The organism is Treponema bryantii NK4A124, from assembly GCF_000421345.1.
In the GTDB taxonomy this organism is placed as follows: Bacteria; Spirochaetota; Spirochaetia; order Treponematales; family Treponemataceae; genus Treponema_D; species Treponema_D bryantii_B.
Genome location: NZ_ATWV01000002.1, coordinates 294,913 through 309,128, shown reverse-complemented (window position 1 = coordinate 309,128; position 14,216 = coordinate 294,913). Strand labels below are relative to the sequence as shown.

General features: G+C 42.6%; 11 protein-coding genes. 1 reads left to right on the top strand and 10 read right to left on the bottom strand.

Features of this window, described 5'->3' with window-relative positions; all coding sequences use genetic code 11:
- Nucleotides 1-50: 50 nt before the first annotated feature.
- From gatB to G626_RS15180, 4 genes are all read right to left on the bottom strand, one after another.
- Entirely contained in the window at nt 51-1,586 is a 1,536-nt protein-coding gene (gatB, locus tag G626_RS0102905; protein WP_022931295.1) for an Asp-tRNA(Asn)/Glu-tRNA(Gln) amidotransferase subunit GatB, read from the bottom strand.
- Between the two features lie 165 nt (nt 1,587-1,751).
- On the bottom strand, nt 1,752-2,156 hold the full coding sequence (locus tag G626_RS0102900) for a C-GCAxxG-C-C family protein (RefSeq protein ID WP_022931294.1): 405 nt from the start codon (nt 2,154-2,156) through the stop codon (nt 1,752-1,754).
- A 167-nt stretch (nt 2,157-2,323) separates the two neighbouring features.
- Entirely contained in the window at nt 2,324-3,097 is a 774-nt protein-coding gene (pflA, locus tag G626_RS0102895) for a pyruvate formate-lyase-activating protein (RefSeq protein ID WP_022931293.1), read from the bottom strand.
- A 26-nt stretch (nt 3,098-3,123) separates the two neighbouring features.
- Complete coding sequence (locus tag G626_RS15180; protein WP_022931292.1) at nt 3,124-4,053, bottom strand: RluA family pseudouridine synthase; 930 nt, start codon at nt 4,051-4,053, stop codon at nt 3,124-3,126.
- Between the two features lie 123 nt (nt 4,054-4,176).
- Here G626_RS15180 and G626_RS0102885 point away from each other — a divergent pair, with 123 nt between their 5' ends.
- On the top strand, nt 4,177-6,720 hold the full coding sequence (locus tag G626_RS0102885) for a heavy metal translocating P-type ATPase (RefSeq protein ID WP_027726940.1): 2,544 nt from the start codon (nt 4,177-4,179) through the stop codon (nt 6,718-6,720).
- A 20-nt stretch (nt 6,721-6,740) separates the two neighbouring features.
- On the opposite strand, the gene G626_RS0102880 is transcribed toward G626_RS0102885, so the two are convergent.
- The 6 genes from G626_RS0102880 to G626_RS0102855 form a co-directional block, all read right to left on the bottom strand.
- Entirely contained in the window at nt 6,741-7,466 is a 726-nt protein-coding gene (locus tag G626_RS0102880) for an amino acid ABC transporter ATP-binding protein (RefSeq protein ID WP_022931290.1), read from the bottom strand.
- Nucleotides 7,450-8,166 carry an amino acid ABC transporter permease gene (locus G626_RS0102875; protein ID WP_022931289.1) on the bottom strand — a complete coding sequence of 239 codons (717 nt, stop codon included), beginning with the start codon at nt 8,164-8,166 and terminating at the stop codon, nt 7,450-7,452. The genes G626_RS0102880 and G626_RS0102875 overlap by 17 nt, the downstream gene beginning before the upstream one ends.
- Nucleotides 8,156-8,866 carry an amino acid ABC transporter permease gene (locus G626_RS0102870; RefSeq protein ID WP_022931288.1) on the bottom strand — a complete coding sequence of 237 codons (711 nt, stop codon included), beginning with the start codon at nt 8,864-8,866 and terminating at the stop codon, nt 8,156-8,158. The genes G626_RS0102875 and G626_RS0102870 overlap by 11 nt, the downstream gene beginning before the upstream one ends.
- A 106-nt stretch (nt 8,867-8,972) precedes the next feature.
- Nucleotides 8,973-9,815 (bottom strand): transporter substrate-binding domain-containing protein, encoded by an 843-nt coding sequence (locus tag G626_RS15175; protein WP_022931287.1) that lies wholly within the window; start codon nt 9,813-9,815, stop codon nt 8,973-8,975.
- Between the two features lie 280 nt (nt 9,816-10,095).
- Nucleotides 10,096-12,393 (bottom strand): formate C-acetyltransferase, encoded by a 2,298-nt coding sequence (gene pflB, locus G626_RS0102860; RefSeq protein WP_022931286.1) that lies wholly within the window; start codon nt 12,391-12,393, stop codon nt 10,096-10,098.
- Nucleotides 12,394-12,701: 308 nt separating this feature from the next.
- A complete protein-coding gene (locus tag G626_RS0102855) occupies nt 12,702-14,126 on the bottom strand; it encodes an MBL fold metallo-hydrolase RNA specificity domain-containing protein (RefSeq protein WP_022931285.1) in 1,425 nt (474 codons plus the stop codon).
- Between the last annotated feature and the right edge of the window lie 90 nt (nt 14,127-14,216).

The window sequence follows — 14,216 nt, the reverse complement described above, 5'->3', positions numbered from 1 at the left end:
ACTCAACCACCGTTGGTTGAGTGCCGCGTTAGCGGTGTATCGAAACCAACTTACAATGTTGCAAGATGTTTATTTAATAACTCAGTTGCCTGCTTAGGGTTAGCCTTTCCGTGACTCTGCTTCATTACCTGCCCCATAAGCCAGCCGACAACGTTTGTCTTTCCACCCTTCCAGTCTTCAATAGCTTTAGGGTTAGCGGCAATTACATCCTGAACAATCTTGTCGATTTCACCGGCATCGCTTACAACTTCCATGCCCTTCTCTTTGATGATAACTGAAGGCATTTTGTTAGAATCCAGCATTTCAGCAAATACTTCCTTACCCTGCTTTGATGTGATTTTTCCATCCTCGAGGGCATCGGCAAGTTCTGCGATATGAGCAGGTGTTAAGCTGATATCTGTAATGGCAATTTTCTTTTCGTTGAGAACTGCAAGGAGCTCTGCAAGAATAAGGTTTACTGCGCGTTTTGGATTCTTTGATTTTGTAGCGGCGTCTTCAAAGAAGAGAGCAAGATCGCGGGTAGAAGTAATAGTTTCTACGTCGAAGTCAGTCATTCCGTACTGAGCCTTGTAGCGCTGACGTTTTGCTTCAGGAAGCTCACCTACCTTTTCTTTTGCGTTTGCAATGAGTTCTTCACTTACTGTGAAAGGCTTGATATCAGGTTCAGTTGTAAAGCGGTAGTCTACAAAAGAGTTCTTTGTACGCTGAACAACAGTCTGGCCCTTTTCTTCATCCCAACCCATTGTTACTTTGAAGCCAGGATTGAATTCCTGACGGTCTTCCTGGAATTCTTTGAGCTGGCGCTGTGCTTCGTAAGTACAAGCCTCGCGGATTGCCTTGAAAGAGTTCAGGTTTTTGATTTCGGAAATTGGTGTGTGCCAGAGTTTTCCGTCTTCCCAAACGTTAAGGTTGATATTTGCGTCGCAGCGCATGTTACCTTCTTCGAGGTTACCGTTTGTTACTTTTACGTAACGCAGGATTTCCTGAACAGTCTGCATAAAGAGAGCAGCTTCTTCAGGAGAAGTCATATCCGGTTTTGTTACAATTTCTATAAGTGGAGTTCCACAACGGTTGTAGTCAATGTATGAGTGAGCGCCCTGAAGGTGGAGAGACTTACCTACGTCTTCCTCAAGGTGAATACGTTCTACTCGGACACGGCGGTATTTTCCATCACCTACGATACAATCCTGGCCGATAAAGTTCTTTTCGCGGCATTTTGCTCCGCCCGGCTGTTCATCTTTCGGATAGCTTCTGAAAGGAAGATCAACATAACCGTCTGTACAAAGCGGAATATCATACTGAGTAATCTGATAGCCCTTTGCCAAGTCAGGATAGAAATAATGCTTGCGGTCAAATTTTGTAAAGCGTGCGATATTGCAGTTTAAAGCCTGTCCGGCAACGGCTCCAAGCTCAACATAACCTTTTGAAATACGTGGCATAGCACCCGGGAGGCCAAGGCATACAGGACACACGCGAGTGTCCGGCATTCCGCCGTAGCGGTTTTCGCAGGCACAGAAGGCCTTGGTTTTAGTTAGAAGCTGAGTATGAATTTCGCAACCGATTACAATTTCCCACTTATCTATCATATTATCCTCAAATAAAAAGCAAAATAATGATTTATTATATAGAAAAAAAAGACTTATCTCAATATAAAAAAAGAGTTCTTAAGTTTGCCTGCTTACGTGAAAAAAAAGCATGCCGCCAACGGAATGATGTTGTCGTCATACTTTTTTTTCACTACGCTGGCAAACTTATAATTTTCCTTTTTCTCTAAGGATTTTTTCTACGTATTCAACCATCTCGTAAACAAGAGCGTCGCAGTGAGGCTTGCGCTGGCCGCCGGCTGCGGCATTGGCTTTTAAGAGGTCGGCACAGTTGAGCATGTCGCTGTGGCGGCTCTGGAAATATTTTACCAGGGCCTGAGTATCTTCAGGAGCATCTACATCAAAAAGGCCCAGAACCATTAGTCCGCCTGTAATTACACCACAAGTAATTCCGCTCTTCATTCCGGCACCAAAGGCAACGGCAATTTTGTAGGCGGTTTCATCGTCGAGGTTCAACGACTGGGTAAAGGACATAAGAACTGACTGTGTACAGTTATGATGTGGTTCAACGATTGCGCGGATTTCTTTTGCGCGGTCTAAGTATTTTGACATATTTTGCTCCTACAATTTAATGTCATGCTGAACTTGTTTCAGCATCTTGTAATAGATTCCGAACCTTCGCAGCATAGCTGCTCGGAGACTCGCTAAAAACAGTCCACTGGACTGTTTTTGCCCTGCTACGCAGTGCCGCTCCCTAAGTTCGGAATGACTGAGGCATACTATTCCTGCCACTTTGTATATTTATCACACTCAAGGATTTTCTTTGCGTTTGCTACACGTTCGAGTGTCGGGCTTTCCAGGTCTTTAAGAACATAATCAATTCCCAGATCCTTATATTTCATTGCACCAAGGCCGTGGTATGGAAGAATCTCAACACGGTAAACATTGTGGAGTGTGCGGATAAAGTCGCGGGTCTGTGTCAGGTATTCGTCATTATCAGTAATACCTGGAACCAGTACGTGGCGGATCCAGATCGGCTTATTGATTTTGTCCAGGTAAGCAAACATCTCGCGGATATTTTTTCCGCTCTTACCTGTAAGCTTAATATGTTCTTCTTCGTTGATGTGCTTTATATCCATCAAAAGAATATCTGTTACTTCCATAAGCTTCTGGAATTTTTCGAACCAGGCCTTATCTTCTTCTGAAGCATCAGCGGCCTCACCGTTACGGAAAGGAGCTCCTGAAGTATCAATACAGGTATTTACGCCAAGCTTCTTAAAGGCAGTAAAAAGTTCAATCAGAAAATCAATCTGGAAAAGAGGCTCACCACCGCTGACGGTTACACCACCCTTCTTGCCCCAGTATTCCTTGCAGGACATTGCTTCTTTTACAAGCTCTTCTACTGAATAGAGCTTTCCGTCTGTCATTTTCCAGGTATCAGGATTATGACAGTAAAGGCAGCGCAGAGGGCAGCCTGAAAAGAAAATAATAAAACGGCTTCCTGGTCCGTCCGCACAGCCGAAGCTTTCGAGCTGATGAATGTAGCCTTCCATAGGGCCTCCTTATAATTTAAATATAACTATTTTCGGTATTTTTTTCCACTTGAAATAAAGTCCATGTGGGCTTTATCTTTTGCGGAAAGACGACGCTGACCAAGCTGCAACTCATCGTGATGTCGCCCGCGGGAAGCAGAATGGGCTGCATGCGGGCGATTCTGAGGCAAGTCCCAGACAGGCTTCTCAGGATGCTTATCTCCTTTTTTTACATACTCGCTCCACTCCTCCGGTTCAGGAACTTCAAACTTCATATGTTCGCCGGTAAAGGGATGGTCAAACTCAAGGGTTCTGGCATGAAGGCAGAGCCGGTTGAATGGATCTGTGTGAGCCCTGTGTTCTTCATCTCCAGCAAGAGGATAGCCGTGAGCTGCCAGATGGGCACGAATCTGATTTTTCTTTCCTGTATCCAGAGAAAGTTCAAAAAGAATGTGACTTGGTCCCTGTAAAATCATCTTGTAATGAGTACGGGCGGCTACGGTTTTAAACTCGTGGCCTGTGCGGTCCGTATCGCCCTTTTTTGGGACAAAACCTACGTTATGGGCATTCTGGGCAAGCGGATCATCAATAAGTCCAGATTCAGGCAAGGGCTCCGCTCCCTTTCCAATTTCTGCCACAGCATGATAAAGGCGCTCAGTTACCATCTGATGCCAGGTATTCATAATTTTTTCCTGAGCCTGCTCTGTCAGGGCAAACATCATAACACCGCTGGTATCGCGGTCCAGGCGGTGAACTACATAAGGCTTATGCTTTGAGTTGGCCACTCCCTGCTTACGAAGCATTTCTTCAAGTACAGACTGGGCAGTACGGACCTTACTTCCTGGATAAGGTACTGAAAGAAGTCCGCTTGGTTTATTGATTACAGCAATCCACTGATCGTGGTAGAGAAGTTCTATTTTTTCACGGCCATAATCTGCTTTATGAGCCCTTTTATATTCTGTTGATGCTTTTACCATACTTGTGGCATTGTAGCATTTTAATAAATAAATAACTATAGATTTTTTGCAGTTTATATTGTATACAATTGATTTTTACATCTTTTATTAGTATATTATATGTTAGAGGCAACAAACAAACTTATGGAAAAATATACAGTTACAGGAATGTCATGTGCTGCCTGTGTGGCACGCGTAGAAAAAGCGGTAAACAAGGTAACGGGAGTTTCTTCCTGCTCGGTAAGCCTGCTTACAAATTCAATGGGAGTAGAAGGCAATGCAGATGCAGCAGAAATAATTAAGGCTGTTGAAAATGCAGGATACGGAGCAAGTCTTCAGGGAACTGATACAGGTTCAACCTCTTCAACAGAAACCTTGACTTCGCTCGAGAACAAGTCCTTAAGCCCAGACACAGAAGTTGATTCTCTTAAAGACAGAGAAAGTCCTATTCTTATAAAACGCCTTATTCTTTCAACAGGCTTTCTCCTGCTTTTAATGTATATCAGCATGGGACACACTATGTGGGGCTGGCCTCTTCCTTCATGGTTCAATGGAAATCACATTGCAATGGGCCTTGTACAGATGATTCTCGCAGCAATAATCATGCTGATTAATAAAAAGTTTTTTATCAGCGGATTTAAGAGTGTCATACACGGTGCTCCTAATATGGACACACTTGTTGCAATGGGCTCCGGAGTTTCTTTTATATACAGCCTGGTAATGCTTTTTGGAATGACTGATTCAGTAACAAAGGGCAACGATGAGCTCACTATGCATTATATGCATAACTTTTATTTTGAAGGTGCTGCAATGATTGTTACTCTCATCACGGTGGGAAAACTTCTTGAAGCACTTTCTAAGGGTCGAACTACAGATGCCCTTAAAGGGCTTATGAAGCTTGCACCGAAAACAGCAGTAATTCTGGAAAATGGAATTGAAAAGGAAGTTTCTGTCAGTCAGCTTCACATAGATGACATTTTCATTGTTCGACCAGGACAAAACATTCCGGCAGATGGAATAATTATAGAAGGAAACACAGCAATTAATGAGGCAGCTCTAACTGGTGAATCAGTTCCAGTAGATAAGCAGGCCGGAGATTTTGTTTCTGCGGCGACTATCAACACTTCAGGCTTTATAAAATGCCGCGCAACCAGAGTTGGAAAAGACACTACCCTTTCTCAGATAATTAAAATGGTAAGTGATGCGGCGGCAACAAAGGCACCAATCGCCCGCATTGCAGATAAGGTCGCAGGAGTTTTTGTTCCGTCAGTAATTGCAATTGCAGCAGTAACTTTTGCTGTCTGGCTGATTCTTGGTGCAGAATTCAGTTTTGCCTTGAGCAGGTCTATTGCAGTTCTGGTTGTAAGCTGCCCCTGCGCACTGGGACTTGCAACTCCGGTTGCTATCATGGTAGGAAACGGAAAAGGAGCCAGAAACGGTATTTTATTTAAAACTTCGGCAGCACTTGAAGCAGCAGGCAGAACAAATATTGTTGTCCTCGATAAAACTGGAACAATTACAAGGGGAGAACCTCTTGTAACAGATCTTTTACCTTCAACTGATTTTTCAGAATTTGAACTTCTGGAATATGCTGCCAGTCTGGAAGCAGGAAGCGAACATCCTCTTGCAAAAGCGGTAATGAAAGAAGCAGAAAAACGCGGGCTTAGTCTTCGCAATATAAGTGATTTTAAAGCCATGGCTGGAAGCGGAGTTCGTGGAAAAGATGGAACAGCAGAATTGTTTGGAGGAAGCCTTAAGTTTGCCCAAGGCATTGCCAGTATAGATAACGGATTTTTGCAGCATGCAGAAGAATATTCTGACCAGGGAAAGACACCTTTGTTCTTCATAAAAAAATATAATAATGAAAGTAAGGTAATCGGAATAATTGCTGTTGCAGATGTTATAAAGGAAGACAGTGCCGCCGCCATAAGCGAACTTAAAAAGATGGGTATAAAAACCATTATGCTTACCGGAGACAATGAACGTACTGCAAAGGCTGTTGGAGAGGCTGCCGGAGTTGATCAGATAATTGCGGGCCTAATGCCGGATGAAAAGGCTGCTGTAATTACAAAGTTAAAGAAGGAAGGAAAAGTTATGATGGTTGGAGATGGAATTAATGATGCTCCTGCCCTCACCTCTGCAGATACAGGTACTGCAATTGGAGCCGGAACTGATGTTGCAATTGATGCAGCTGATATAGTCCTGGTAAAGAGCAGACTTTCTGATATTCCTTCTGCAATAAAACTGAGCCGGGCAACTCTTCGTAATATTCACGAAAATCTATTCTGGGCATTTTTCTACAATGTACTTTTAATACCTCTTGCGGCAGGTGTCTACCATAAGCTTGGACTAGATATGAATCCTATGTTTGGGGCTGCAGCAATGAGTCTTTCAAGTTTCTGTGTAGTTTCGAATGCATTGAGATTAAATCTCTTTAAGATGAATAATACAAATACAAAAGCGATTCTGGAGGAAAAGAAAATGACAGAAAGAACAATTAAAGTAAATGGAATGATGTGTGAACACTGCGAAATGCATGTAAAAAAAGCACTCGAAGCAATTGACGGAATTGATGCAGCTTCTGCTGATCATAAAAAAGGCGAAGTAAAATTGACTTTGTCAAAGGCAGTAGCAGATGATTCAATGAAGGCCGCTGTTACTGATGCGGGTTATGAATTCGTAGGTTAATTGATTGCCACAGAAGCAGGCTATATCTTCAGAAACTGTCTGGTTCTTGCATTCTTTGGATTTGTAAAAAGCTCAGCAGCGGAACCTTCTTCTACTATCACACCCTTATCCATAAAGATAACTTTGTCTGCAGTATCGCGGGCAAAGGACATTTCATGAGTTACAATTACCATTGTAGTTCCTTCTGCGGCAAGTTCTTTGATTACACTGAGAACCTCGCCGGTAAGCTCCGGGTCCAGGGCAGAAGTAGGTTCATCAAATAAAATTACTTCCGGATTTACGGCAATGGCACGTGCAATTCCAACCCGCTGCTGCTGACCTCCGGAAAGACTTGAAGGATAAAAATCTGCTTTGTCTTTGAGACCAACTTTTTCAAGAGCTTTTAAAGCCCGATCTTTTGCTTCTGCTTTTGAAACTTTACGGGCTGTTACAAGGCCTTCCATTACATTTTGCAGGGCAGGCATATTTGCAAAAAGATTATAATTTTGAAAAACAAAGGCTGTCTTTCGACGAACTTCCAGCATAGTCTTTTTAGAAACCTTTTCTAAATCAAGGTGAAATTCATCAAAATCAAGAGTGCCAGAATCTGCTTTTTCCAGAAAATTCATACAGCGGAGAAGAGTTGTTTTTCCGGCACCGGATGGTCCTATAATTGCAGTTACACTTCCCTTTTCTACATTCAGGGAAATACCCTTGAGAACCTCTGTTTTATCAAATGACTTATGAACGTTAGTTAGTTTTAGCACGACGCACTCCAGCAAACACAAGACTTCTTTCGATTCTTCTGAAAATCAATTCTACCGCAAGGCAGACAAATATGTAAATAATAAAAATATCAATATAAGATTCAACATAGTTATAACCGTAGGCTGCTTCTATTTTTGCAACACCGGTAATTTCACGAACAGTCATCATAAAGGCAAGAGAAGTATTTTTTATAAGAATAACTGTTGTAGAGCAAAGATTCGGCAATGCAGAAACAAGAGCCTGAGGAAATACTACACGGCGAAAGGCTTGAAAATGTGTCTCACCTATACTTAAGGCTGCTTCCAGCTGGCCACGATCCACAGAAGTAAGAGCTGAACGAAAAACCTCACTGAGTCCTGCACTGGAATTAATTCCAAAAACAACAAAGGCGTAAACAACAGGATTTATTTCAAAAACATTAAGAGACCAGCCTGCAGATTTTACAAGACTGTTCAAAAGACTTGGCATAATACTGTAGACAATCAGAATCTGGAGAACAATTGGAGTTCCGCGAATAAAAGATACAAAAATCCGGCAAAGCTGATCCAGCACTTTGATTTTGTGAATACGGGCAAGGGCTATCAGCAGAGCTGGAATAAGAGCCAGCAGCAGAGACACAATTGTAATCTCAAGAGTAACAGGAATTGCTTTTACGCAAAGCCAGAAGGTACGAATCAGGTAAGAGAAATCAAGCTGCATTCAGACTCCTCCTGCCTTTTGAATAATGCTTTTCTAAGCGCAGAAAAATTTGCTCTATAATAAGTGTAAGTGCCCAGTAAATAATTGCCAGCGCAATATAAGTTTCAAGGGAATAAGCTCCATAGTTGCGGGAAATAATAAGATTACCCGCCCCCATCATATCAATCAGGCCGATTGTAAAAGCGAGGCTACCTTCCTTAAAAAGAGAAATAAGAGAATTGCCCAGATTCGGAAGGGCAATAACAAGTCCCTGAGGCAGCATAACGCGGCGAATTGCCTGCCAGGGACTAAGTCCTATGGAAAGTGCTGCTTCATACTGCTGCCGGCCAAGGGCAAGATAAGCCGAGCGGATAATTTCTGCCAGAGTTGCAGAATACAGCAGAGAAAGTGAAATAATTACATATATGATTTTTGAAGAAAAATTGAGGTCGAGACCAAAGAGGCCGAGCGCAAGTTTTGGAATTCCGTAATAGACAATAAAAAGAAGAACAATGCTTGGAGTACAGCGGATTACATTAATGTAGCCGTCTGCAAGAGCGCGTATCCAGCGGCGGGAACTCTGCTTCTGTGCAAAAAGGCCAACGGCAAGCAGGAGAGCCAGGCAGACAGTTCCAAGAACAACACCGAAGGTAACGCCAATGTAGGGAAGAATGGAGACTAGACTCTTGTAAATTTGAACTGGTGAAAATGGTCTAGTCATCGAATCTCCTGTAAATTGTGGTTTCGATACGCCGCTTCGCGGCACTCAACCACCGGTGGTTGAGTAGACACGAAGTGTCGTATCGAAACCACCGTCGGTTATTTTATTATTCAGTCACGAAATTAAATACATCCTCTCCGAAGTATTTAAGTGACAACTTTGATATTGTACCATTTTCTTTCAAAGTTTGCACGGCCTTGTCGTAGGCAGCTGCAAGTTCAGTCTCTTTTTTGTTGAAAAGAGGCCAGGTTGGGATTCCCTTATATGGCACATAGGCAAGCTTATCTGCAAACTGATGATACGGGCCACTTTCTTTTAGAACATTTTTTTCGAAAGAAAGCTTGAGAACAAAGTAAGCGTCGTAGCGGCCTTCGAGTACCCAGAGATAAGAATCAGCAATATCAAAAACATCAGAAGGAACAAGCTTAATCTGATTTGACGGATGCTTTTCGTTGAAGTCCTGAATTACTGAGTACTGAGCGCTCTGTGGAGAAATTGGAATGAGTTTTCCAGAAAACTTTGCAAAGCTTTCAAGGTCTTTTATCTGATTTGCATTTTCTTTACGGAAGGCAATACCAATTACACTTGCAGCAAGAGGATTACTTGGAATCAAAAACTTCTTTTTGCGTTCTTCTGTAATCCAGGCACCCTTTGTACCCACCTGATATTTTCCTGATTCGGTTCCAATCAAAAGCTCTTCATCGCTTACACCGTGGAACTTGAACTCATATTCCGGGAGAAGTTCATCAACTGCTTTAAGTACGGCAATTTCAAAACCATCTGCATTTCCCTTTTCGTCGAGGAAGTCGTATGGTACGTTTGTAACTGTGTGGGCAACATTAATTGTACGCACTTTTGACTTTTTTGCTTTTGCTGATTTTGCAAAGCATGGTGAAATGGCAAGCAAAGCAAATGCTGCAGCCAATGTAATTTTTAATTCTCTTTTCATAAATTGTCCTCCTGAAATATCAAGAAATAAAAGTTGGCTTAGATTATATCTAATTACCTAGTTGGTCAATAGGTTTTATATATAATTATTCGATAACGGTAATAAATTGTTGTTATAACAGATTCCCTGACCGAGTTTGCTTCGCAAACGTCGCAGGTCAAGCCGGGGAATGACAGGATATACAAAAAACGCCGCTCCGTTGTCCGAAGCGGCGTTTTTTGTAGTGACACGGTGGTTTCGATACGATGCTTCGCATCACTCAACCACCGTTTGTATCATCTTACAATGATGCGTGGCAAGTACGAGCGATAACGTCGTCCTGCTGTTCCTTTGTAAGGTTGATGAAGCGAACTGCGTATCCAGAAACGCGAACTGTGAAGTTAGCATACTCTGGCTTTTCAGGGTGAGCCTGGCAGTCCTTGAGCTTTTCAACGCCGAATACGTTTACGTTCAGGTGGTGAGCACCCTTAGAGAAGTATCCGTCAAGAACGTTTACAAGGTTAGAAACGCGCTCGTTTTCATCGTGTCCAAGAGCAGAAGGGTTGATTGTCTGTGTGTTAGAGATACCATCAAGTGAGTACTTGTATGGAACCTTAGCAACAGAGTTCAAAGACTTAATAAGACCCTTTGTTTCTGCACCGTAAGATGGAGAAGCTCCTGGTGAGAATGGAGCGTGAGCCGGGCGTCCGTTAGGAAGAGCACCTGTAGCCTTACCGTATACAACGTTAGAAGTAATAGTAAGGATAGATGTTGTAGGCTCAGCATTGCGGTATGTTGGGTGCTTCTTAATCTTTCCAATGAATGTCTTAAGGAGCCATACTGCGATTTCGTCTGCTCTGTCATCATCCTGACCGTAGCGTGGGAAGTCTCCTTCTGGCTTGAAGTCACATGCAAGACCGTGGTCATCGCGGATAACCTTAACCTTTGCATACTTGATAGCAGAGAGAGAATCTACTACGTGAGAGAAACCTGCAATACCAGTTGCGAATGTACGGCGAACATCTGTATCGATGAGAGCCATTTCAGCAGCTTCGTAGTAGTATTTATCGTGCATGTAATGGATAGCGTTCAATGTGTTTACATAGAGGTCGCAGAGCCATTCAAGCATTACATCGTACTTGCGCATAACTTCGTCGTAGTCGAGGTACTCAGAAGTGATTGGCTGCAATTCAGGACCAACCTGAGCGTAAGGAGTAAGACCTGCACCTTCGTCTTTACCACCATTGATAGCGTAAAGAAGAGCCTTAGCCAAGTTAGCGCGGGCACCGAAGAACTGCATTTCTTTACCAGTCTGTGTAGCAGATACACAGCAGCAGATTGAGTAATCATCACCCCAAATTGGACGCATGATGTCGTCGTTTTCATACTGGATAGAAGATGTATCAATAGAAATCTTTGCAGCGTACTTGCGGAAGTTTTCTGGGAGTCTCTTTGAGTACAGAACTGTGATGTTTGGCTCTGGAGAAGGTCCCATGTTTTCGAGTGTATGGAGGAAGCGGAAGTCGTTCTTTGTTACCTGTGAACGTCCGTCCTGTCCAAGACCTGCAACTTCAAGAGTAGCCCAGATTGGGTCACCAGAGAAGAGCTGGTTGTAAGATTCGATACGTGCGAAGCGTACCATGCGGAACTTCATTACCATATGGTCTACGAGTTCCTGTGCCTTTTCCTCATTAAGGATTCCCTTCTTAATATCGCGCTCGATGTAGCAGTCCAGGAATGTAGAAATACGTCCTACAGACATTGCAGCACCGTTCTGTGTCTTGATAGCAGCAAGGTATCCGAAGTAGAGCCACTGGAATGCTTCTTTTGCTGTTGTAGCTGGCTTAGAAATATCAAAACCGTAAAGGGCAGCCATAGCCTTCATACCCTTCAAAGCCTTAATCTGCTCAGCAAGCTCTTCGCGCTGGCGGATAACGTCTTCTGTCATTGTTCCGTTTCCGCAGTTAGCCTTGTCTGCTTCCTTCTGCTCAATAAGGTAGTCGATACCATAAAGAGCAACACGGCGGTAGTCACCTACGATACGTCCACGTCCGTATGTATCTGGCAAACCAGTAAGGATGTGTGCCTTGCGGGCCTTGCGGATCTCTGGAGTATATACATCAAATACAGCGTCTGAGTGAGTTTTGTGGTACTCTGTGAAAATCTTGTGAAGTTCTGCATTTGGCTTGTAGCCATACATTTCGCAAGACTGCTCTGCCATTTTGATTCCACCGAAAGGCATGAAAGCTCTCTTCAAAGGCTTGTCAGTCTGAAGACCTACAACCTGCTCAAGCTCCTTTCCTTCCGGACAAATATATCCAGCCGGATGAGAAGTAAGGCCTGTTACAACATCTGTATCAAGGTCAAGAACCCCTGATCTCTCCTTTCCATCAAGACCAACTGACTTCTTATTGTGTTCTTCCTTCTGAAGTCTCTGAAGCTCAGCAAAAAGCTTTTCTGTAGCCTTTGTAGGGCCTGCCAGGAATGATGAGTCACCATCATACTGTGTGTAGTTTGCCTGGATGAAGTCGCGAACGTTGATTTCGCTTGTCCATAAACCGTCAGGATTAAATCCTTCCCATTCTGGTCTTAAAGTCATATAAAACCTCTTTTGCCTTGGGACTCCTTTATGATTCCCTCAGCTTATTTATTTACCGATTTCCGCAGGAGACTCCTTTATGATTCCTCTGCGAAATGGAAAAACTTTCCGTATCGGTTGTTTTAATAATAATACATTGTGTACAACTTATCAAGTAAATTCAGTGTTTTTATACTAGAATTTCAGTTAAAAAGCACTATATCTAGTGTTTTTTAACATAAAAAATCAAAGTCAAACACAAAATCAATAAATAAATGACACAATTTAAAATAATGTCCTTTTAGAATAACGAATTTAGAAGTATTATTCTAGTCTAATTCATATTCTTTTTCAGGAGCGACAATTTCTACATTCGGGTAGCCGGCTTCGATTAAATGCTGCTTAAAGCCTTCCTGCTGGTCTAATTCACCATGGATAAGGAAGATTTTCTTTAGGCGGCTTGTATCAATTTCTCCCAGCCATTCAATCATTTCTGAATAATCAGCATGGGCAGAAAAACCGTTACACTTCTCTACTTTTGCTTCAACCTTGTACTTATCGCCGAGAATTGTTACTTCCTTCTGGCCTTCGAAAATACGGCGGCCCAGAGTGTTTTCTGCCATGTAACCGACAATCATGATTGTATTACGTGGATTTGAAATTTCGTTGGCAAGATGATATAGAACACGTCCTGCTTCGCACATACCATCAGCTGAAATAATAATCATAGGTCCTTCTTTTTTATTGAGGGCCTTTGAGTCTTCTACACTGGTTGTATATATGAGGGAATTGAAACCGAATGGATTTTTATGATGTTTAAGGAAGGCTTCGTTTACACTTTCGTCGTAGCATTCCGGATGAACACGGAATACAGAGGTTGCGTTGCTGGCCATAGGTGAATCAACATAAATAGGCACAACAGGAATCTTTTTCTGATCTGTAAGAAGATGTAAATAGAAAACAAGTTCCTGGGCACGCTCAATTGCAAAAGAAGGAATTATGATTTTTCCCTTTTTAGCACAGGTATCGCGGACAATGCGGATAAGCTCCTTCATTGCAAGGTCATGATTGTCGTGAAGCTTGTTTCCATAAGTAGATTCAAGATAGATGTAATCCGGAGCCGGCATATCTGTTGCGGGGTTACGGATGATTGGCTTACACTTGCGGCCTATATCACCTGTAAAAAGCAGACGGGTTTCTTTTTCAGGCTCTTTTGGATTAGGATTGATTGTAACGTTTGCAAAGGCTGAACCGAGAATATGTCCTGCATCAAAAAACTCCAGCTGGACATCCGGAGCAATAAACATCTTTCTATTATAAGAAAGGGAAACAATCTGATTTGCAGCGGCCACACAGTCATTTTCGTCGTAAAGGGGTTTCCAGGTAAACTTTTCACCCTTTTTGCGGGCCTGCTTACTAAGGAACTCTGCATCATGGGCCTGAATGCGGGCAGAATCCATCATTACAAGATTTGCAATATCGCGGGTTGCAGGAGTTGCATAGATATTTCCCTTGTAGCCCTTGCGGGTAAGCAGAGGTAAAAGACCACAGTGATCGAGGTGTCCGTGGGTAAGAATTACAGACTCAAGACGTTCGTGGTCAATATCAAAATTACGATTTTTTTCGTCCGACTCCTTTCGCTTTCCCTGAAAAGAACCGCAGTCTATCATAAACATTCTGTCATCAATCTGAAAAATATGCTTTGAACCGGTAACTTCTTCTGCAGCACCGAGCGAGAAACATTTAATTGACATATTAGACCCCCATAGATGTTAATAGTTAAATTATAAAACGTAATTCACAATAAAACAAATTTTTCCCACACGGATTCGAAATGCCTAACG